The sequence below is a fragment of the Flavobacterium sp. WG21 genome, assembly GCF_000335775.1.
Taxonomy (GTDB): domain Bacteria; phylum Bacteroidota; class Bacteroidia; order Flavobacteriales; family Flavobacteriaceae; genus Flavobacterium; species Flavobacterium tructae.
Genome location: NZ_AMYW01000006.1, coordinates 1 through 22698, shown reverse-complemented (window position 1 = coordinate 22698; position 22698 = coordinate 1). Strand labels below are relative to the sequence as shown.

Sequence of the window (22698 nt, the reverse complement as noted above, 5' to 3'; positions counted from 1 at the left end):
TTTTACGCTCTATCATAGTATATCATTAACTTGAGTTTTGTTAAACTCTTTAGTATCAACCTAAAATATTTTAACCATGAAAGAGAGAATAGAAGTGTTGTACAACAAAAACCGTAAAAAAACCAAATTGAAATTGAGAAAAGTATTGCGTTTTATTTCCGAAAAAATAATTCATAGATAATCATTATTGAATATAAAATGGAGTAATTTTAATTCAAAAGAAAACCCGGCAATTTTGAAAATTTTGCCGGGTTTTATCCTTAAAATGAGTTACTACTCTTTGTTTTTAAACTTCAGTAAATCTTTATAAATCATCTGTCTCACCTGATCTCGCAGTTCTTTTCGATGGTCAGCAGTCAATCCGTCTGTAGAAACAAAAGGAAGTACCTTTGCACGCATTTTTCCGGGACTTCCACTGAAAAAAGTATATGAAAACCTTTCCTTGTTATCTGCAAAAACAATCGGAACGATCGGAATCTGGTGCTCGATTGCCAGACGAAAAGCACCGTCCTTAAACTCATCCAGTAAAATAGATTCATCGTCAGGAACTCCACCTTCAGGGAAAATACAAATACTAAGCCCTTGATTCAACCTGTTTTGCGCTCTTTTAAAAACCTCATTTTTACTTTTCGAAGAACTTCGATCAACTAAAATACAGGTTCTTTTATAGAAAAATCCAAACAAAGGAATCTTCGAAAGTTCTTTCTTTCCAACAAAAACAAACGGATTTTTAACCAGAGCCAGCATTAGCATAATATCGGTCATCGAAGTATGATTGGCCACGATCATATAGCTCTTATTTCGAACCAGCTTCTCTTCACGCTCGACTTTATAATAAAAACCCATCCCGAAAAGGATAAATTTAGCCCAAATGCGGGCCATTTTAAAAAAATAGGGGTAACCCTTCTCTGATGCTATAGAAACTAGCAAAAACGGCAGCATAATCAATATCGGAATGGCCATTAAAATATAAAACCATACACGCCATAAAACCCAAAAAACAACTTTTAATCCTTTCATGGTTTCAAATGTAATAAATCAGAAATGAATTTGGATTTTTCGCTCCTTAGAATTTTTAAATCTTACTCTTTTCTCCAAAATAAAACTTAAAATCAATGAGATGTTTGATAAACTTTGCCCACTTTGTAAAAAACTTTGCGACCTTTGCGGTTAAAAAAAATAAACTTGCAATCTTTGTGATTGAAAGATTAAGAAAAAACGAGAATGGCAAAAATACTTACCGGTGTTCAGAGTACTGGAACGCCACACTTAGGCAATTTATTGGGAGCAATTATTCCTGCAATCGAATTATCAAACAATCCGGCAAATGAATCCTTTTTATTTATCGCTGATTTACATTCGATTACACAAATTAAAGACGGTAAAACTCTTAGAGAAAACACCTACAGCACTGCTGCCGCCTGGCTAGCCTGTGGTCTAAATCCTGATAAAGTAACCTTTTACAGACAATCTGATGTGGTACAAACGACAGAATTAACCTGGTATTTAAGCTGCTTTTTTCCTTTTCAGCGTCTGACTCTGGCACATTCGTTTAAAGATAAAGCCGATCGTTTAGACGACGTTAACGCCGGACTTTTTACGTATCCGATGTTAATGGCTGCCGATATTTTATTGTATGATGCTGAATTTGTTCCTGTTGGTAAAGATCAATTGCAGCATTTAGAAATCACTCGTGATGTCGCTTCGCGTTTCAACCACCAAATGGGAGAAACCTTTGTAATTCCGGAAGCTAAAATTCAGGAAGACGGCAAACTGATTCCGGGAACAAACGGTGGAAAAATGAGTAAATCAGCTAACAATCTGATCAATATTTTCCTTGACGATAAAACAATTCGTAAACAAGTAATGAGTATTGAAACCGATAGTACGCCACTTGAAGAACCTAAAAACCCGGACACTTGTAATGCTTTTGCCATTTATTCCTTGCTGGCAACCGAAGTGCAAATCGCCGAAATGAGAGCCAACTATTTAGGAGGAAACTATGGATACGGTCACGCCAAACAGGCTTTGTTTGAACTGATTATAGAAAAGTTTAAAACCGAAAGAGAACGATATACTTACTACATGAACAACCTTGAAGAAGTAGATGCTTTACTGAAAAAAGGAGCATCAAAAGCTTCCGTAATTGCTGATGGAGTTTTAGCCAAAGTAAGAGAAGTTCTTGGATTTAGTAAATAAACATCTAAACCGACGGGTTTTAAAAACCCGTCAGGTTTAATTCAAATTAAACGGCCTCAAACAACTTTCCGGGTAATGGCCGAATGACTCCTTTCAGTTCCATGTTTAAGAGAATTCCCGAAATTTTATAAATAGGAAAATCACACTGCAGCGCAATAATATCAAGCAATTCTTTACCGTTTTTTAGCAGAAAATCATACACCTTTTGCTCCTCTGTTTCCAACTGAATAAAGAGCTGTTTTTGAACCGGTTTTGCCTTTGTATCCACATTCCAATTCAGCATATATACCAAATCAGCTGCACTCGTTAACACATTGGCGCGTTGTGTTTTAATTAGATTATTACACCCCTGACTGTATTTATCTGTCACACGTCCGGGAACAGCAAAAACATCGCGATTGTAATCATTGGCAAGATTTGCGGTAATCAGTGAACCACCCTTTTCAGCAGATTCTATAACAATCGTTGCTTCAGTCATACCCGCTACAATACGATTTCTACGTACAAAATTTTCCTTATCAGGATTTGATGTACTCCAAAACTCGGTTATAAAACCACCATTTTCTTCCATTGGAACAATAAACTTCTTATGCGATTTTGGATAAATCTGATTGAGACCATGTGCCAGAACTCCAATAGTTTGCAGATTAAAATCCATCGCCCGCTGATGTGCTACGATATCTACACCATAGGCAAAACCGCTAACGATTACGGGATCGAGAGGTGCCAGTTCTTCAATTAAATTTCGGCAAAACTCCGTTCCATAGGAGGTAATCTGGCGCGTTCCCACAATACTGATTATCCGTTTATTTGCTAAATTTATGTTTCCCGAGCTAAAAATCAGGACAGGAGAATCAATACAATGTTTTAAGCGTTCCGGATAGTCATCCTCTTTAAAAAAAGACACTTTAACCCCACTAGATTTCATAAATTCCATTTCCTGATTCGCTTTGTCAAAAACCGATTTATCCTTAAAACTCCGTAATAAAACCGATCCAACACCATCAATAGCAGTAATTTGACTCCCCTTACTTTTAAAAACAGCTTCTGCACTGCCAAAATAATTAAGCAGCTTTTTAGCCATTATATCGCCAACTCCATCGACTTTTAATAAGGCTAATAAATAGAATAAATCCTGATCCGGCATCCGTGTAAAATATTATGTAAAATAAGAAAAACTAAAACTTAAAATTTGAAGCACAAATATCATAAAAAGAAAGTCTAATCCTGTTAAATTTTAATATAAATATGGTTTCAAAACATACACGCCTTAAAAACTACCTATTAACTATTTGAAAAAGAATTGTCTATAAAAATAAAGCAATTGTTAATAAAAATTGTGAATAACATTTTGATAAGTATTCTGTAGTTGTAACTTTGTTACTATGAAAATCGAAAATTACATAGCACAGTTACTGTATCGTTATCAGTGTGTAACGGTTCCAGGGTTTGGAGCATTTTTAACAGAAATTCAATCGGCAAAGCTGAATGAAAGCACAAATTCTTTCTTTCCACCGACAAAAATGATCTCTTTCAACGGTTATCTAAAAAATAATGACGGATTGTTAGCAAATCATATCGCACAAGCTGAAAAAACTTCTTATGGTTTTGCAGTAAGCGCCATTGCTTTTGAAGTCGTGAGCTGGAAAAAAACACTAGAAGAAAATGGTGTTGTAGCACTTAAAAATATTGGTGAAATTCGATATAATGCTGATCAGAAAATGGTATTCACTCCTAATGATCAGACCAATTTCCTAACAAGTTCTTTTGGACTAAGTCCATTTGTTTCTCCACTCGTTAAAAAAGAGAATTTCGAACGAAAAATAGAAGAAATTTCGGAAGGAGATGCAATTTCCCTATACGAAAATGAAGAAGGAAGAACAACAAATCCACTTTTGAAATATGCTGCAATACTAGTCTTAGGACTTGGAATTACAGGAAGTATCGGATATCCTTTATATCAAAATCAAATCGCCGCCAAAACACTTGTTGTAGAAAGCAGTGTGCAGAAAAAAGTGGAGAACAAGATTCAGGAAGCGACTTTCTTTATCCAAAATCCTATGCCTGCTGTAACACTCTCAGTAGATACAACAAATGTAGAAACAGCTGCTGAAAAAACAATGCCTTACCACATTATGGCCGGTGCATACAGAAGTGAAAAAAATGCCAGAAAAGCTTATAATCAATTAGTAAAAGATGGTTACGAAGCCAGAATGCTGGGCGAAAACAAACACGGATTATTCCCGGTTCTTTACGGTAGCTATGCAACAATGGCTGAAGCCGAAAAAGCACAAAAAGAAATACAAAAAGGAGAAAATCCAGATGCCTGGATTCTTGTACAGCCTTTATAAAACTAAAAACAGCCCGTTCCTCTGAATGGGCTTTTTATTAGTTCGCTATTATTTCTGCATCCTGCGAAAGAATTACTTTCTTCCCTTTATATATTTTCAGTCTTGCCGGAGGAGAATTCTTTTCGCCCAAAACGATAATGGCACATTCATAAACATTCCCATCCTTTTTAAATTCATACTGGTGATTGCCGCCAATACCTTCAACGACTAATACTCCACCATTAATCACTAAATCAGGCTTTTCAGTCATTTCCTTTTGAATGGACCATGATGCGTATCGATAGTTATTAAAACCTAAATGATCGATCCTAATTTTAAATTTAGAAGTCTTCAGAATACAAATTGGATCCTGAAAAAAAGCAATACTAGGATCCAGATTTTTCTTTTGCGATGCAATTAGCTTGTTTTTAAGTTCTATTTCGGCTTTCGATTGATAATTTACGGCCGTTAAACGGCCTTCAGTATCAAGCCAAATCTTACCGTGAATTAGCATAATTCCGCGTAAACCCATATCATTCCATCCATTTGCCGGCGTCGATTTTATAATTTCGTTTTTTAACGTAACATCAAAAATTTCATAATAACGTTTTATAAAATCTGCTTTATTCGCAATATCGGGTATAGGATATACGCGCTCTAACGGATAAACCACCGCATCAGCAATGGCTTCTTTCTTATCATTTTTGACATTTTCAATGAACTTTTTAACCCGTTTCTGATAATCGATGTCTGAATCCTGGGCAACCATAAAACCGCTGCAAAAAAATAATACTACTAAAAATAAATTGCTTCTTTTCATCTCAAATATTTTTAATTAATTATTAATCCGACAATTACAATCAAATATAGCAAATTTATGATAGTTGTAATCGAATTGAAATTGGGTAATAAAACAAAAAATCCCATTCTTTCGAATAGGATTATGTTTAACGTGGAACAATTTTAGCATCCTGATTAAGGATTTCTTTTCCGTTTTGATAAATGGTTAAATTAGCTGGTGCTGAATCTTTTGTACCTAAAACTGTAATATAACACTGGTACAAGTAATTTCCTTTTTTAAAATCGTAATGGTTATTACCTCCTGTTCCATCGTGAAACCATTTTCCGTTGGTAATGATTAAATCCGGTTCTTCGCTCATCGATTGTTTTATCGACCATGAAGCATATCTGTAATTATCATTTCCTAAGTCATCAATTCGAACTCTGAATTTAGATGTTTCTATGATAATTTGTGGCTCTTTAAACTTTGCAATTGACGGGTGAAGTTTACTTTTTTCAGAAGCTATCAATTTGTTTTTGAGATCACTCTCCACTTTTGACTGATAATTTATTGAAAAAACTTTTCCGTCAGTATCCATCCACAAAGTTCCCTGATTTAGCATTATGCCACGCCAGCCTACTTCTGACCAATTTTTTGCCGCATCCGATTGTGAAATTTCGGCTTTCAGTTTAGCATCAAAAATTTCAGCATATCTTTTTACAAACTCTGCTTTATTCTTGATAGACGGAATTGGATTATCTCTTCTTAAGGGATATTTAATAGCCTCGGCTACAGCCTCTTTCCTATCATTTTTTACATTATCAATAAATTTTTTGATAAACTTCTGATATTCGGGTCTCAAGTCCTGACCTGATATATTTTGAACCATAATGCCAATGAGGAGAACGTACAGTAACTTTTTCATAATTCCTATTTTACATAATGTTTTTATAGTAGATTCCAAAATTTCATCAGAACTTTCAAATTCCACAATCTAACAATCTAACAATCAGTTAATGCTTGCTTTAAACATCTTCAACTCATCCCACGTAAATTCATCACCATACTTTTCTTTTAGCGGACTTAAAGATTCTTCACTATAAAACTCGAAAGCTTCACGCAAGGCCAGGATTTTATCATACGGTAAAACATCAGAAATCTCGACTTTTTTAGCCTGAATTAGTTTAACCAAATGCATTTCAACTGTTTGCACTGTAAGTTTACGAATTCGGGCAATATCCTGAATCGAATTTTTCTCCAGCCATAAATCAAGGGTTTCTTCGATGGTTGTTTTCTTTTCGGCCTTTGGTGTGCTTTTATCTAATTTACGTGCCGTATAACGAACTGTAGGTTCTTCAGATTTAAAAATATCAGTGTTTGACATATTAAATTCCTCGCGGATCTTTGCAACCTTGTCAATTTTGTAGTTTTTAATCGCTGTAGACGACAATTTCTCTTTACAGATGGTTTCGCCTGCCACGACAATTTCGATGAGTAATTTGGCCTTCATTAAGCGCAAAACAGCTTTCGTTTGCAAATCATCCAAAAAAGCGAGCTCTTCGTAGAACTCTTTTACTTTTTTAAATTTCTGAATTTCGGCCATTTTATTCAAAAGATCCGTAACCAGTTTGTCCATTGGTTTAAAAAAATAATCATAAGCTGCCACTACCCTTTCCTGTACAAAAAAGAGATCGACAGTTTCTTTATTGAAAATTTTGTTAAGCTGATTAACGAATTTTTGTGCAGGATCTGCTAACGAATCTATTATTTCTAAACGCTTATGTGCCCATGCAGAATGTTTTGATTTTTCAGAAGCAACTGCATTTTCGTTATAACTAAAACGGTGATTGCGCCACTCCTGAGCCAAATCAGCCCAATTAAAACTGCTAATCAAATAGTTATGAATGAAATTTTTAGTTTCAAAATGCAAAGAATGTTTTAAAACTTCTTCTGTTGCTTTGTTCAAAGCATAATCCATCACATCCTGATCGTTCGAAATACCATTCATTTGCAGCGGAGACAACAAAATAAGCCCATTTAAGGACGTTAAACGTGATAATGCTACATAGGCTTGTCCGGGTAAAAAAACTTGCGATACATCGAGCGCAGCTTTCTCAAAAGTTAAACCCTGACTTTTATGCACCGTAATTGCCCATGCCAGCTTAAGTGGATAATGTGCAAATGTGCCCAAAACTTCTTCTTCAACTTCTTTGGTGAGATCGTTTACTTTGTATCGGATATTTTTCCATTCGTATTTTTCAACTTCAATGGTTTTATCCTCCTCAGGAAAATGTATGAATATTTCTTCGGCCGAAAGTGACTTTACAACGCCCATTTTTCCGTTGAAATAACGCTTTTCAAAAGACAAATCATTTTTGACAAACATAACCTGAGCACCCACTTTAAGTTTCAAATTTTCCTCAACCGGAAAAATTTTCTCCGGAAAATCCCCCACAATAAATGGCTGATAAGCGAATTCATTTCCGGCTAAATCGCCAATTGCCTGCTCGTTAATCGAATCGGCTTTGGCATTATGCGTGGTAAGTGTAATATATCCGGGATTATTTTTTAAATCAAAATCAGGTTTCACATATTCATTTAAAACCTGAATATCCTGAGGCGTAATCTGATTGTTTCGAAGATTATTCAAAACCGAAATAAAAGTATCATCTGACTGACGATAAATCTTTGATAATTCAATATATAACGGCGGATATTGCTGAATTACATGCGAATGAAAAAAGAATTTTCCTTTGTAATAATTGCGCAAAGTTCGCCATTCTTCATCTCTGATAACCGGCGGAAGCTGTAACAAATCTCCAATAAAAAGTACCTGAACACCTCCAAAAGCACGGGTATTTTTACGTACCGTCTGCATCATAAAATCAATTGCATCCAACAGATCAGCGCGTAACATACTGACTTCATCGATAATCAAAAGCTCCATATTCCTGATTACGTTACGCTTCACATTATTCATTTTAAAGTGTCGACGTAAAGTTTCCTTATTCTCAAACTTCAATGTTTCAGTAAACTGGGAAGCCTCTTCGTATGATGGAATAAAGGCTGAAAATGGTAACTGAAACATCGAGTGAATCGTAACACCTCCGGCATTCAGCGCCGCAATTCCGGTTGGAGCCACAACCACAGTGTTTTTATGCGTAGTGGCAATAATTTCACGCAAAAGTGTAGTCTTCCCGGTCCCCGCTTTACCGGTCAGGAAAATAGATTTTTGCGTCTGATTGATGAATTGTAAAGTATAAGCTGCTGCTTCTGAAACGTTTTGCATTAGGCGTAAATTGAGAGCTAAAAGTATCGTATTTTTATAAAAGAAAAAACCTAAATCTTGACAGATTTAGGTTTTTAAATTTAGTTAGTTAGTCTGGTATTATTTTTTAGCTTCCTCTTTTACAGCTGGTTTTTCTTCTGTTTTTGGAGTCGCTTTATATTTGTCATTCAAAGCTTTAACGATATCTTTTGTGATATCGAATTTCTCTTCAGCATACAAAATTGAAGCAGCATCTCCAGTACCATAGATATAAGAATAACCGTTTTTCTTACCGTATTCTTTGATGAATTTCTTCACTCCACTTACCAAAGAATCCATTTCAACACCGCTTTCTTGTTGTAATTGTTGAGACAAAGCTTGTTGTGCATAACCCAATTGTTGTTCTCTTTTTTGTAATTCAGCACCTCTTTGTTGTGCCCATGCCTGACCGTTTGCTTGTGCCTGACTTTGAAAATTAGCAGCGTCTTGTTTAAAACGTGTAATCTCAGCTTGTAGTTGTCTTCCTTTTTCTTCTGCCTGAGCTTTGTATTTAGCTTCAAGGTCTTTTGCTTCAGTGTATTCTTTCATTAAAACTGAAGTATCTACGTAAGCTGTTTTTACTTCCTTAACTTCCGCAGTTTTGTCACTACATGAAACAGCGAAAATTGAAAGTGCGATAATTACTAATGCTTTTTTCATTTTTTTAAATCTCTATTTTTTTTTTATTGTATTGAATGAAGACAAAAATATAAAAAAATAAATAGCATCAAACTAAAGTTTAAAAAATGCTATAATTTTATGATATTACTTTTATTTATTGAGGAGATTTTTACCATAAAATATCATTATTAAAAATGACTTTCACAGCCTTTTTTTAAGGCGTTTTCTCAAAAATAACAACACAAATACTCGCCTTTCATTAGAAGGCGCCTTAAACAAGCTTATTTTAAGTTTTAGGGCAATTTAAAGCGTAAATCCGTTAAGAATTGTTCTTTTTTACCGTTGCGCTTCATATGATCGCAAAACCATAAAATTAATCCAGTCAAAAAAATTTATTTTTCAATTTTTGCATTCACAAAACAAAACTTAGCAAAAAAATGAAGCACTTTTCTAAAACCTCGAATTTCTAAAAAGAAACAACAAAATTTCCAGAAAAATGCTCCATTTTTACTGCATTAATTTTATTTATGGACTGGGATTTTACCATAAAAGATCACTATTAAAAGTGGCTTTCATAGCTTTTATTTAAAGCGATTTCTTAAAAAAGACAATACAAACCCTCGTATTCCCTAAGAAAGCGCCTTAAATGCGCTTATTTTGCGTTTTAGCTGTTTTTTAAGACATAAATGTGCGATGAATACTCTTTTGTTCCCGATGCTTTTAAATTGGATCGCAAACCAATAAAAAAGGCCTTAATGAAATTCATTTTTCCCGTTTTGTATTTTTCAGATAAAAGACTAACATAAAATGAATCGAATTTCATCGGAAGCACTTTTTCTAATTTCATATCTACTTTTCCAAAAAGAGACTGAATGGCTTTTTTTGAGAAATGCCAAAAGTGAATTGGCACATCATAAGCAGCCCAAAATTCATTGTAATATTTTGCATCAAACGATTTGAAATTTGGAACCGCAACAATTAAAGTTCCAGTTGGTTTTAATAAACGTTTCAATTCCTGAATTTGTAATTCTAAATTTGGCACATGTTCTAGAACGTGCCACATGGTAATTACATCAAAAGAATTATTTTCAAGAGCATCAATTCCGTTTACAAAAGAAATTCCTTTTTCTATTGCAATATTTTTTGCTCTCTCGCTTGGTTCCACTCCAACTGTTTCCCAACCATCATTTTTTGCTGTCAACAAAAAATCTCCGGTTCCGGCACCAATATCTAAAATCCTTCCTTTTTGAGATTGCTCTCCATTAATCAAATTCAGCTTATTTTTTAAAGCAATACTTTTTACAAAGTGATAAGCTTTTTCGAACAAAGATCTTTTATTGTCGGTATGAGAAATATAATCTTCGCTTTCGTAATATCTTCCAAGATTTTCTAAAGCGGGTTGTGGAGAAGTAATCAGCATATCCAAAGTTTCATCGTAATACAGATCAAAAATTTCTTGAGATACAGAATGGTCTTTTACAGTAAGAAAATGTTTTTTGTTTAAAACGTTCATTTTTAATTATAGGTTTTTAATAGAATTTGGCAACGCGGTTGTTACATCACATATACTAATGCAACAAGTATTAATTAATTTAAAATGCTTTACTACGCATCTCATATATATTTTTTTAAATAGTTTTACGATTTTCTTCAAGTTTAACAAGTCTTCTCAAAGTAGTTTCACGTGGAACATTTTTTTATTTCAGATACCTTCTCTTCAAACAATCCAACTTAATAAAATTCAAACCCCAAACTTGAAACCTTGAAACTTGAAACCTTGAAACTTGAAACCTTCAAACTTGAAACCTGAAACTTGAAACCTGAAACTTGAAACCTGAAACAAAGAAAATCAAAACAAATAAAGACGCACCTATTGGCACGTCTCTAATTTTTTATCTTCCCATGTAAATCAATAAAACAGAAATATCACTTGGAGAAACTCCGCTTATTCTTGAAGCTTGAGAAATAGTTACAGGACGGATCTTGCTTAACTTTTGTTTAGCTTCAATCGACATTGATTTAATTTTATCGTAATCGAAATTCTCCGGTATTTTCACTTCTTCCAAACGAGTTAGTTTATCCGCATTATTTCTTTCCTTTTCAATATAACCGGAATACTTCACCTGAATTTCTGCCTGCTCTAAAATTTCCTGATCCAAATTATTCTCCTCCACATAAGCTTTCACTTTTTCAAACTTAAGCATATCGTCTAAATCAATTTGCGGACGAGAAAAAACTTTAAACATTTTATCCCCCTGTGTAATCGGAGCAGTTTCTTTAGCTTCTAAAATCGGATTTGTTTCTGCAACAGAAACACTGGTCTCTCTAAAAAAGGCAACCATCTTTTCAGATTCATTTAATTTCTTTTCCATTCGACGCAAACGCTTTTCAGAAGCAAGACCAATTTCGTGCGACATTGGCGTCAATCTAAAATCGGCATTATCCTGACGCAACAAAGTTCTATACTCTGCTCTTGAAGTAAACATGCGATAAGGTTCTTCTGTTCCTTTCGTAATCAAATCATCAATCAATACTCCGATATAAGCTTCATCACGTTTCAAAATCAACGGCGCTTTTTCATGTACTTTCAAATGTGCATTTATTCCCGCCATCAAACCTTGAGAAGCGGCTTCTTCATATCCGGTTGTTCCATTAATCTGTCCGGCGAAATATAATCCTTCTACTAACTTTGTTTCCAAAGTATGTTTCAATTGTGTCGGTGGGAAATAGTCATACTCGATTGCATAACCCGGACGAAAGAATTTCACATTTTCAAAACCGACTACAGAACGCAATGCTTTAAATTGAATATCCTCCGGAAGTGAAGTCGAAAATCCATTCACGTAAACTTCACAGGTATTCCAACCTTCCGGTTCCACAAATAATTGATGACGCTCTTTATCTGCAAAACGATTAATTTTATCTTCTATCGAAGGACAGTATCTTGGACCAAGACTTTTGATCCTTCCGTTAAACATTGGCGAACGATCAAAACCATCCCTCAAAATATCGTGAACATCCAATGACGTATACGTCATGTAACAAGAACGCTGATGCGTTAACGGTGAAGTCAAATCAGAATAAGAAAACTTATCCGGCTTTGCATCACCTTTCTCTTCGTTCATTTTTGAATAATCCAAAGAACGTCCATCCACTCTTGGCGGCGTTCCTGTTTTCATTCTTCCCGCTTCAAATCCTGCACGAACTAAATCTTCAGTAATTCCCGTTGCTGCACTTTCTCCTGCTCGCCCTCCACCAAACTGTTTTTCTCCAATATGAATTAAACCGTTCAAAAAAGTTCCGTTCGTCAAAACAACAGACTTCGATCTAATCTCCACTCCCAATGAAGTTTTGATTCCCTTTATCTTGCCATCCTCAATAATCAAACCTTTGACCATCTCTTGGTAGAAATCCAAATTTGGAGTTCCCTCCAGCATCATTCTCCATTCTTCAGCAAAACGCATTCGATCACTTTGAACTCTTGGCGACCACATTGCCGGCCCTTTCGATTTATTCAACATCTTAAATTGAATAGCCGTTCGGTCAGAAACAATTCCTGAGTATCCGCCCAACGCATCAATCTCACGCACGATCTGTCCTTTTGCAATTCCTCCCATCGCAGGATTACAAGACATCTGTGCGATGTTCTGCAAACTCATTGTAACCAATAAAGTTTTGGATCCCAAATTTGCTGCCGCTGCCGCGGCCTCAGATCCTGCATGACCAGCACCAACTACAATAACATCGTATTCTTCTAAAAACATTTTGTTTTATTATTCTCTTCAAACCGTTTAAGGCGATTCTCAGAATTAATTTTCTTTCCTTTTGTTCCACGTGGAACGTGGTTTTTCTTTTTCAAGTTTCAAGTTTCAGGTTTCAAGTTTCAGGCTGAAGTTTCCTTGTTCAAAATACAAACTAAAAACTCCACTCAATTTTTAAACCTTTTTTTAAACTGAACCTCTATAATTCCCTAAGACTATTGTTTCACGCAAAACAATCTAAAACCCTTCTTTATCAAAAATTACTAGTTCCACGTGGAACATTTAATTCTTTTATACACAGAATAAACTGTTTATTTTTATGTTCCACGTGAAACACTTTAATATAATAACCTTCTTTTACTCTTTAATGTTTCACGTGGAACACGTAAAACTAAATTTAAAAAAGGTAATCTATCTACTGTTCCACGTGAAACATAGCAATCTTTTCATCTTCTTTAGATCGCATTAACTCCGCTTCAGCATCACTTTTATCTTTATATCCACAGTAATGTAATATGCCGTGCGCTAAAACTCTCTTCAATTCTTCAGTAAAAGAAACATTAAAATCTTTAGCATTATCTTCTACTCTTTCAACAGAAACAAAAATATCTCCGTTAAGTTCGTTCCCAACTGTATAATCAAAACTGATTATATCTGTTAACGTATCATGATTTAGATACTCTACATTAATCTTATGAAGATACTCATCATCACAAAAAATGTAATTTATCTCTCCTTCGTTTTTGTTTTCAGAAACGATAACAGCACTTAACCAATCAGAAAAAGCTTGTTCGTTGTCTAAAGTAAATTCGGTTTCGTAATTAAAATTGATCATTTTGTATTAAAATATTCTTGAACTTTTTGATTAAAATTCGAGCGCAAAGGTAGTGATTGTCTGTTTAATATCTCCACACTGTTTAAATATTCCAGTAATGAACTCGGCAGTGCGTTTGTTCTATTAGGAAATTCAGTCTTATTAGTTTCAGATTGACGCTTCGTATCTTGGCCTTGTTGCTGAACTGCGTTGTTTAATTTTAGTAATTCTTGCTGAATATTAAGAATACGCTGCAAGTTCTCATTCTTAAAACCTTTATTTAAAATTTGCTTTTCAGAAGCTTTCATCTGATCGATTACAGATTTACCTTCAGAATCTAATCCTTTTTTAGCAAGTTCTTTTTGCAAGGCTTCACGCAATTTTACTTGCTCTTTGTAAATTTCCATGATTGCTTCAGCATCTCCTTCTCCATCATTGTCCTTCATCTGCCCATTACTTTGACCTCCATTTTTATTTCCCTGACCCGTTTTACCATCACCATTTTTACCTTTACCATCCTTACCATTACTTTCTTTGCCTTCACCATTTTTTCCTTCACCCGGTTTATCCCCCGGTTTTTCTCCTGATTTATTCCCAGGTTTATCTCCCGGCTTACTACCAGACTTCATACCTTCTTTCATCTTATCTCCTAAACCTTTTTGTTTTTGGATAATATCCGGTAATTGCATTCCTTGTCCATCACCCGGTTTTGGTTTTCCAGATCCCGGTTTGGACATAGACATCTGCATATTATTTAATAAATCACTCAGAAAATCTGCCAACTTATTTGCAGAAGAAACTGCATACTGCTGATGCGATACTCCTTTTGGAACCTGAACATCGCTTAAACTTTCAATGGCTTTATCAATATTGTACTGCACATTTCCAATTTCTTTGGTTACATCTTCGGCAACTTTAGCATTACGAAGTGATAAAGCAAATAAACTGTCATCCACATATCTGAACTGTTGTTTCAAATTTTGCTGAATCTTAATGTTCTTCGTATACGCTGACGAACCTAATTTCATTGTTCTAAATTGTTTCATCACATCTTCCTGCGACAAAGAATAGGCTAAAAGATTATCCAGAATCTGACGAAGCATTGCAACATCTTCTTCCATTTGTTCCTGTTCTCCACCTTCCATACCGGCATCCATTTGTTCTGCCATACTTTTCATTTTTTTAGCAGCACTCTTTTGCTTAGGTTTGGCTGATGCGGAATTCTTTTTGCTCAATTCTTCTGAAGCTTTCTGCAAATCATTCTTCACCTCTTTTTCCTTTGAAGCATCATTCGGAATGTCAAGTGGAGCTTTTAATGTTTTGTTTTCTTCTTTCAGATTCTTTAAATCTTCCTGAATTTTATCAAACTCTTTATTGATATCTTCTTGTTTGTCCTGTGTATTTTCTTTGTCTTTATTTGAAAGCTGTTCTTGTTTGTCTGCGAGCTTGTTTAACTTTTCAGCAACTTGCTCTGCTTTCTTGGATACATAAAAACGCTTTGTCAATTCAACCAATTGTTCTAAATTACGGGATTGGTTTTTACTAATCTGTTTGAATTTTTCCATCTTATCAAACAGATCTTCGCTATTCAACTTGTCATTTAAATTCTTCAATTCCTCCATTAATTTCTGGTTTTTCTCCAGATCTTTTTCAGCATTGGCCAATCTCTTTTGCAAATCTTCAGCTGTTTTATCTTTCTTATCCGATTGAAACTTATCCAGATTTTTATTCATCTTCTCTGTAAATTGTTTCATCAATTCGTCTTGTTGTTTCTGACGCTTGATAAAATCATTTACTTTTTGCTGATCTTTAAACTCTAAATTTTCTTTCTCTTTACCGGCTTTCTGAATCTTGTCCATCTCAGAAAACTGTTTCGTTTGATTCTTTAAAGACTTCTCTAAACTATTAATGTTCTCATTCTGCTGTTGCAATTCCAGATCATGAATTTCATCAGTGGTAGAAACACGATCAGAAAAAACAGAAGACTTTGTACTTTTAAAACCATGTGGTGCATCGTTATCAAAAACTTCAAAATAGTATTCATAAGATACTCCCTCCTGCACTGCCAGATTACTTGGAAAGTTAAAAACGAACTGATCAAATACTCCAGACTTCACAGGTATTGTTCCACGCTTAGCAGTGTTGGGTTTGTTTCTTTCATAATACACAACCTGTAATTTAGACAAACCATAATCATCACCTAACCTACCCAAAACATAATTTTTATCTAACTTCAAACTATCCGGAGCTGGTACAACATGGATTGATGGGTGCTGATCTTTTATCACTGAGAGCTGATAATCCAGTTTTTCGTAGTTTTTAACCTTATTATTCGAGGTAAGAATTTGATATTCTGTATTTTGACTGATACTTTTAGCCAATTTAAACTCATTTTGGTCTCTATTAAACTTAAAAATAGAATTTTCGTCCTTCCAAACGATCTCCTGAGTAGATTGTGTTTTCATTTTCCAGGTTACCAAAGTTCCTTCAGGTAGAATTGCATTACCTGTTCCCTGAATAATTTCTGCTTTCTTTTTTAAGTAAGATGGAAAATTAAGTACCATCTCGAAGTTCGCAATTGATGGAACTGTGATCACTTTCAATTCGTATTCTTCTGATGAAACTGTATTACCTTCAAAAGAGAAAGAAACATTTTCAACTGGTTTTTCTACTTTGAATTCAAACTTTCCCGGTTGAGAAGATTCCATAAAATAACTTTCATTCCCTATATGAATCATCACATTTTCGGGAACGATCTTACCAACAGATTCCATCTTGATAACAAAATCTTTGTTTTGCTCTGTTTGTAAATTCTGATTTAAAACAACGAATTTAAAAGGTGCCGGGGGTAAAAACGTGGCATTAAAGTGCACTACTCTATTTAAACTTTGCGAAATAATAGTACTGTTTCCTGAAATATAAAACACGGCAAAAAGCAAAACCGGAACGATTGCTAATGGCAAATACTTTTTGTTGTTGTTAAAATTAATAGCATTACCGAACGGAATCGGTTGCAAAGAATTGGCTTTTTGTTCTATTGAAGCCAGCATTAATTCTGAACTTTCGGCTGTATTTCCTGAAGCTGATAATTGCAAAAAGTTAGTCAGCTTATCACTTACTTCCGTAAAATGGTTTCCAATAATAGCCGAAGCCTGATTGTAATCTATTCCCTTTTGGAGTTTAAATAATTTAAAAACGGGAAATAAAATAAATCTAAACAAAAGAAAAACTTCTACTCCAATAAATAACCAAAACAATACGGTTCTTCCAAATGGTTTCAACCATAGAAAATACTCTATAAAAAGTGTAAAAAGAAAATACAATAATCCAAAACCAATAAAAAGAAGTCCTCCTTTTATCAATTCATTCGTATAATATTTTTTTATAAACGCTTCTAATTTTTGATATATGGCAGATGTTGTTTTCAAAATGAATCTCTTTTATTTATAACCTATAAAAGTAGTAAATTTAATAATACCTTTTAAGATTCTAAGTTACTAAGACGCTAAGCTTTTAGGAGGCAAAAATCTGAAATCGACATTCTAAAATCTAAAATCATAAACCGTATCTTTGCATCAAAATTTAAACAAATGTCAAAGCAAGTTCGTGTGCGTTTTGCACCAAGTCCAACTGGACCATTACATATTGGCGGTGTTCGTACTGCCCTATTTAATTATTTATTTGCAAAAAAACATAACGGTGTTTTTTATCTGAGAATTGAAGATACAGATCAGACTCGTTTTGTTCCAGGTGCTGAAGCTTATATTATGGAAGCACTGGAATGGTTAGGAATTGCTCCGGAAGAAACGGTTGGGAAAAATGAAAAATTTGGTCCGTACAGACAAAGTGATCGTAAAGAAATATACCAAAAATATGCCGATCAGCTGATCCAGTCTGGCTGGGCATATTATGCATTTGATACTCCGGAAGCACTGGATGCACACAGAAAGCAACACGAAACTGAAGGAAAAACGTTTATATACAATCATCATAACCGTGAAAAGTTAGATACTTCTTTGGTAATTTCTGTCAATGAAACTGCTACAAGAATTGCCAATGGTGAACATTACGTCATTCGTTTTAAAACTCCGGTTGATGAAACTTTACATTTAAAAGATATTATTCGTGGTGATGTAAAATTTGAAACCAATTTATTGGATGATAAAGTATTATTCAAAAGTGACGGAATGCCAACGTATCACTTAGCCAATATTGTAGATGATCATTTGATGGAAACTTCACATGTAATTCGTGGTGAAGAATGGCTTCCTTCTATGCCTCTTCACGTTTTATTGTACAGAGCTTTTGGCTGGGATGCTCCTGAATTTGCACACTTACCTTTGATTTTGAAACCGGTTGGAAATGGAAAATTATCTAAAAGAGACGGTGACAAACTAGGATTTCCTGTTTTTCCATTGGAATGGAAAACTGAAGAAGGCATTTCATCCGGATACAGAGAAAAAGGATTCTTCCCGGAAGCAGTGGTAAACTTCCTGGCTTTGTTAGGATGGAATGATGGAACGGACAAGGAAATATTTTCTTTAGAAGAATTAGTAGCTTCTTTTGATTTGAACAGAGTACATAAAGCGGGAGCAAAATTTGATCCCGAGAAAAACAAATGGTTCAATCATCAGCATCTTATCCAACAAAATGATACCGATTTAGCAAAAAGCTTCTCTCCTATTTTGGTTGAAAAAGGCTTCTCTTCCTTCGTCTCCGCTCAGGAAGACATTGCAAAACTTACAAGAATTGTATCACTTATCAAAGAAAGAGCAAATTTCGTTTCAGAATTTTGGGATTTAACAGATTTCTTTTTCCAGGCACCTACGTCTTATGATGAAAAAGCAAGTAAAAACTGGAAGGAAGAGACACCTGCCTTAATGCAAGAATTAATTTCGGTTCTGGAAAATATTGAAGATTTTACTTCTGCAAATATTGAAACCATTGTAAAAGACTGGCTGACTAAAAATGAAATTGGTATGGGGAAAGTCATGCAGCCCTTCAGACTTAGTTTGGTTGGAGCACTCAAAGGTCCTCACCTATTTGACATTGTTGAAATAATAGGAAAAGAAGAAACTATTTTGAGAATTCAAAAAGCAATTTCAACTTTATAAACAGAATTCCATTTAAAAATAGAAACGCTAGGTAACATCAAACAAATGTTCTTAGCGTTTTTTTAATGTTTTAAAAATTTAAATTGGAAGAATATTCGTAATTTACAGCATCAAAAACTAAATCAATATCACCATGAACACAGCATTTATTATCATTTTAGTCCTGGCATTTTTTATACTAATGTCCTCCTTCTTTACCGTGAAACAACAATCGTCTGTAATTATAGAAAGATTTGGAAAATTTTTAAGCGTAAGGAATTCAGGATTACAACTTAAAATTCCTTTGGTTGACCGATTGGCCGGACGTGTTAATCTTAAAATACAACAGTTAGATGTTATTATTGAAACCAAAACCAGAGACAACGTTTTCATAAAAATGAAGGTTTCGGTACAATTTAAAGTTATTCAGGAAAAAGTATATGATGCTTTTTATAAGTTAGAATATCCACACGATCAAATTACTGCTTATGTATTTGATGTGGTACGTGCCGAAGTCCCTAAACTAAAACTGGATGACGTTTTTGAAAGAAAAGATGATATTGCTATTGCGGTAAAAAGAGAATTGAACGAAGCGATGACTACTTATGGTTATGATATTATCAATACTTTAGTGACTGATATTGATCCTGACATTCAGGTAAAAAATGCCATGAACAGAATTAATGCTGCTGACAGAGAAAAAACTGCTGCTGAATTTGAAGCTGAAAGTTCCAGAATCAGAATCGTTGCAAAAGCAAAAGCCGAAGCGGAAAGTAAACGTTTACAAGGTCAAGGTATTGCAGATCAGCGTCGTGAAATTGCAAGAGGTCTTGTAGAAAGTGTTGAAGTTTTAAACAATGTTGGTATCAATTCTCAGGAAGCTTCTGCCCTAATTGTAGTTACACAACATTATGATACGTTACAAGCGATTGGTGCTGATGCCAATTCGAACCTAATCTTGTTACCAAATTCTCCACAAGCCGGAAGTGATATGCTTAACAATATGGTTGCTTCTTTTACAGCTTCTAACCAGGTTGGTGAAATGATGAAAAAAACAAATAAGAAAATTGAGAAAATAAAACCAATCGAACCACAACAATCCGGCTATGAAGATGATATTCAACCGGAAATAAAATAATTAAAAAAAGAAAAAGAGGCTTATTTGCCTCTTTTTTTCTTTATAAACCAATTGATAATATAGGGTAAAATGGATTGTAAAATTTGTGGATACGAATTAAAGAAATACTCTTTATAAGAAGAAAATACTCCGTTAATTACATTTTGTGGTGTTATAGACTCCTTCGTTTTTTGAAAACTTAATACTAATTTTTGGTAATTAATATCTTTCTCCAATTTCAGAATTTCTAAATCTCTCTCGATTTCAGCGTATGATGAATATTTTTTTGTTTCCATAATTAATCATTAAAAAATATTTCTGAAAATTTCTCCAAAATTGGCCCTTCTACAAACTTATCTTTTACAAAGAAAAGTAGTATTGTTGCCAAAAGATAGATCCCTCCTACTGTCAGAAATCCTAAAGTGTAACTTCCAAACAAATTACTAAAAGCGAATGCTGCTGCTACAGATCCAAAAAGTAATACCATTCCAACACACAATAATATCAAAGTAAACTTAAAAATCAGAGTGGTCGATTTCATTGCGACCTTAAAACCCCAAAGTTTATAGTAGGCCAAATGACTGTCGAGATAAATTTTAGCCTGATCCTGAATATTTTCAGTATTCTCTTTTAATTCTTCAAAAGCCATAGTTGTAGTTTTGGTTAAAAAAAGAAGCACAAAACTTATGATTTAAAAATTGTCATTAAATTATTCTAAGAATAAAATAATCGAAACAATCCAACAAATCATTCTAAGCTTTGTGCTTCCGGATTATTATTTCTGAAGTTTAGCGTTTTGTGCTTTTAAATCAGCCAGTTTAGCTTCTAAGAAACTAATTACTTCTTCTGTTTTATAACTCATATTTGAAAGCAGCTCTCCATAAGTTCCGTCTAAATTTTCTTTTGCATGTGTAAACTTTTCACGCAGTACTTCAGAACTAGCTGAAAGTGAATCTTTTAAATTATGCGCCGCATCATCTAAACCTTCTTTCAGTTTAGCACGAGTTTTAGATCCTTTATCAGGAGCAAATAAAATTCCAATCGCTGCACCAGCGGCCGCAGCACCTATAATTGCTGCTACAGTATTTAGATTCTTTGACATAATATTTAATTTAAGTGATTAATAAAGGTACTCTTTTTTTAAACTATAAAATATTGACTTGATGTTATTTAATAAAAGTTAACACAAAATTTAATACGCATAAGCTACCGCTTCATACTTTCCATCAGCTTTTTCAACAATGCTCACAAATGGGTATCCGTTAGAAGCCGATTTTGTTTTTATTCTCATAGCGGTCTGCTTCTGATTTGCAAGTGGCGACTCCCCTTTTGTCTTTGTTGACACTCCTGAAAAATTAGCCACCTGTTTCAAACCAGCTGTTTTCTCCTGAGGTAAAACGGTAACCAATTTGTAATCTGATTTAGAATCAACCAGAACTTTATCGGTTATTTTTTTAGTTTCTTTTGTTTCTTTATTGGTCAATTGTGAAACTGCGTACTTACTAATTTTCTGTTCTTCTCTACTCCCATCTAATGAATAATAAATTAAATCATTTTCCTGTTTGATGAAATTAACATCCAATTGCTCTCCATTGTGTTTTGTAATTTGGTGCGTTTGACCAATTGCAAGATTTGCAAATAAAAACGACAGTGTAATAATAATATTTTTCATAACTAAATAAATTTAAAATTGTTTACAGTCAAAAATTGAAAATCAAAATTTGAAACTATCAGTATGAATAATTCTATGATTTTTAACACTATGAAACTATTTTGAAAAAATACTTATCTCCTAAAATATTATCAAAATGAGATCACAATGAAAATTAGAATATAAAACGATTGGCAAGAATTCATTTCTAGAATTAAAACTAAAGCAAAAATGAATCATTTTTAAACTTTAGCCCAACTCACTTTTCGATTCTCAGCTTTCGTTTTAAATTATCGAAAAACATTTTCAATTTGACATTTGCATAAAAATACGAACTTTATAAACAATTGTGTGTTAATAACCCGTTAAACTGAGAAAAATAACATCAAAAACTAAAATAAAGGCCGTAAATCAACGATTATTCAATAAATGAGTTACGACATGGAAGAAATAAAAAATTATTTTAAAATCACTCTATTAAAGCCATTTTTAATCTAAAACATCTATAAATTTTAAAAATAAAATAGTTTTTATAAATAATAGATAAAAACATAACAAAATTAAAATTTTATAATTAAAATAAATCACAAGCTAATTGGTTAAAATTCCCATTTAAATCTCTCTTTTGAACCAAATTTATCTTCCGTTTTACAAAAATTAGATAACTGCGAATTTTATGAGCAATAATGGGTTCTTCGTCTAAAAATTCTACCCTAAAAATAGCTAAAATTAATATTAGCTTTATTTTTTGAATCATTTTTTTAAAAGATGATAAATAACTCCACTGATTATTTTTTCTTTCTTAAATTTAATTTATGAAAGTCAATTTTAATCTATAAAAACTATAAAATTAATTCATTATATAATTTTTACAAATAATAAATAAAAACTTAATTATAATAAAACTTAATAGATAAAATTAATTATTATAGTTTTCACTTTTCTATTTTGCTTCAAAAGTGATAAAATTGAATAAATTCTTTGAAAAATTTGCAAAATCGGTCGAATTCATAACTTTTTCCAT

Annotated in this window: 19 protein-coding genes; 4 read left to right on the top strand and 15 right to left on the bottom strand. The window is 33.6% G+C overall.

Going from position 1 to position 22698, the window contains the following annotated elements:
- Nucleotides 1–273: 273 nt before the first annotated feature.
- Nucleotides 274–1020, bottom strand: coding sequence for a 1-acyl-sn-glycerol-3-phosphate acyltransferase (locus C245_RS0106465; protein WP_017495768.1), 747 nt, complete (start codon nt 1018–1020; stop codon nt 274–276).
- 204 nt (nt 1021–1224) lie between these two features.
- Between C245_RS0106465 and trpS the strand changes: the two genes are divergently transcribed.
- Nucleotides 1225–2199 carry a tryptophan--tRNA ligase gene (gene trpS, locus C245_RS0106460; RefSeq protein WP_017495767.1) on the top strand — a complete coding sequence of 325 codons (975 nt, stop codon included), beginning with the start codon at nt 1225–1227 and terminating at the stop codon, nt 2197–2199.
- 46 nt (nt 2200–2245) lie between these two features.
- Here trpS and dprA read toward each other — a convergent pair whose 3' ends face one another.
- Entirely contained in the window at nt 2246–3346 is a 1101-nt protein-coding gene (gene dprA, locus C245_RS0106455; protein WP_017495766.1) for a DNA-processing protein DprA, read from the bottom strand.
- Between the two features lie 238 nt (nt 3347–3584).
- Here dprA and C245_RS0106450 point away from each other — a divergent pair, with 238 nt between their 5' ends.
- The gene (locus C245_RS0106450) at nt 3585–4550 is read left to right on the top strand and encodes an SPOR domain-containing protein (protein ID WP_017495765.1); all 966 of its coding nucleotides are present in this window, start codon (nt 3585–3587) and stop codon (nt 4548–4550) included.
- A 37-nt stretch (nt 4551–4587) separates the two neighbouring features.
- On the opposite strand, the gene C245_RS0106445 is transcribed toward C245_RS0106450, so the two are convergent.
- From C245_RS0106445 to C245_RS0106410, 8 genes are all read right to left on the bottom strand, one after another.
- The gene (locus tag C245_RS0106445) at nt 4588–5349 is read right to left on the bottom strand and encodes a hypothetical protein (RefSeq protein ID WP_017495764.1); all 762 of its coding nucleotides are present in this window, start codon (nt 5347–5349) and stop codon (nt 4588–4590) included.
- A gap of 127 nt (nt 5350–5476) precedes the next feature.
- On the bottom strand, nt 5477–6235 hold the full coding sequence (locus C245_RS0106440; RefSeq protein ID WP_051041437.1) for a hypothetical protein: 759 nt from the start codon (nt 6233–6235) through the stop codon (nt 5477–5479).
- An 84-nt stretch (nt 6236–6319) separates the two neighbouring features.
- Nucleotides 6320–8599: a helix-turn-helix domain-containing protein gene (locus C245_RS0106435; RefSeq protein ID WP_017495762.1), complete on the bottom strand. Its 2280-nt coding sequence runs from the start codon at nt 8597–8599 to the stop codon at nt 6320–6322.
- Between the two features lie 99 nt (nt 8600–8698).
- A complete protein-coding gene (locus C245_RS0106430) occupies nt 8699–9277 on the bottom strand; it encodes an OmpH family outer membrane protein (protein ID WP_017495761.1) in 579 nt (192 codons plus the stop codon).
- Between the two features lie 625 nt (nt 9278–9902).
- The gene (locus C245_RS0106425; RefSeq protein WP_017495760.1) at nt 9903–10751 is read right to left on the bottom strand and encodes a bifunctional 2-polyprenyl-6-hydroxyphenol methylase/3-demethylubiquinol 3-O-methyltransferase UbiG; all 849 of its coding nucleotides are present in this window, start codon (nt 10749–10751) and stop codon (nt 9903–9905) included.
- A gap of 379 nt (nt 10752–11130) precedes the next feature.
- Nucleotides 11131–13002 carry a tRNA uridine-5-carboxymethylaminomethyl(34) synthesis enzyme MnmG gene (gene mnmG / locus C245_RS0106420; RefSeq protein ID WP_017495759.1) on the bottom strand — a complete coding sequence of 624 codons (1872 nt, stop codon included), beginning with the start codon at nt 13000–13002 and terminating at the stop codon, nt 11131–11133.
- 412 nt (nt 13003–13414) lie between these two features.
- Nucleotides 13415–13834, bottom strand: coding sequence for an rRNA maturation RNase YbeY (gene ybeY / locus C245_RS0106415; protein ID WP_017495758.1), 420 nt, complete (start codon nt 13832–13834; stop codon nt 13415–13417).
- On the bottom strand, nt 13831–17241 hold the full coding sequence (locus C245_RS0106410) for an ATPase (RefSeq protein ID WP_017495757.1): 3411 nt from the start codon (nt 17239–17241) through the stop codon (nt 13831–13833). Before C245_RS0106410 ends, ybeY begins: the two co-directional genes overlap by 4 nt.
- 162 nt (nt 17242–17403) lie before the next feature.
- Between C245_RS0106410 and gltX the strand changes: the two genes are divergently transcribed.
- Both gltX and C245_RS0106400 read left to right on the top strand, forming a co-directional pair.
- Nucleotides 17404–18927: a glutamate--tRNA ligase gene (gltX, locus tag C245_RS0106405; protein ID WP_017495756.1), complete on the top strand. Its 1524-nt coding sequence runs from the start codon at nt 17404–17406 to the stop codon at nt 18925–18927.
- A 133-nt stretch (nt 18928–19060) separates the two neighbouring features.
- Entirely contained in the window at nt 19061–20044 is a 984-nt protein-coding gene (locus C245_RS0106400) for an SPFH domain-containing protein (RefSeq protein ID WP_017495755.1), read from the top strand.
- A gap of 20 nt (nt 20045–20064) precedes the next feature.
- On the opposite strand, the gene C245_RS0106395 is transcribed toward C245_RS0106400, so the two are convergent.
- The 5 genes from C245_RS0106395 to C245_RS0106375 form a co-directional block, all read right to left on the bottom strand.
- A complete protein-coding gene (locus C245_RS0106395; protein ID WP_017495754.1) occupies nt 20065–20319 on the bottom strand; it encodes a DUF6327 family protein in 255 nt (84 codons plus the stop codon).
- Between the two features lie 2 nt (nt 20320–20321).
- The gene (locus tag C245_RS0106390; protein WP_017495753.1) at nt 20322–20672 is read right to left on the bottom strand and encodes a hypothetical protein; all 351 of its coding nucleotides are present in this window, start codon (nt 20670–20672) and stop codon (nt 20322–20324) included.
- 126 nt (nt 20673–20798) lie between these two features.
- Entirely contained in the window at nt 20799–21125 is a 327-nt protein-coding gene (locus C245_RS0106385) for a YtxH domain-containing protein (RefSeq protein ID WP_017495752.1), read from the bottom strand.
- A gap of 90 nt (nt 21126–21215) precedes the next feature.
- Nucleotides 21216–21695, bottom strand: coding sequence for a hypothetical protein (locus C245_RS0106380; RefSeq protein ID WP_017495751.1), 480 nt, complete (start codon nt 21693–21695; stop codon nt 21216–21218).
- A 553-nt stretch (nt 21696–22248) separates the two neighbouring features.
- Entirely contained in the window at nt 22249–22431 is a 183-nt protein-coding gene (locus tag C245_RS0106375; protein WP_017495750.1) for a hypothetical protein, read from the bottom strand.
- Nucleotides 22432–22698: the final 267 nt, after the last annotated feature.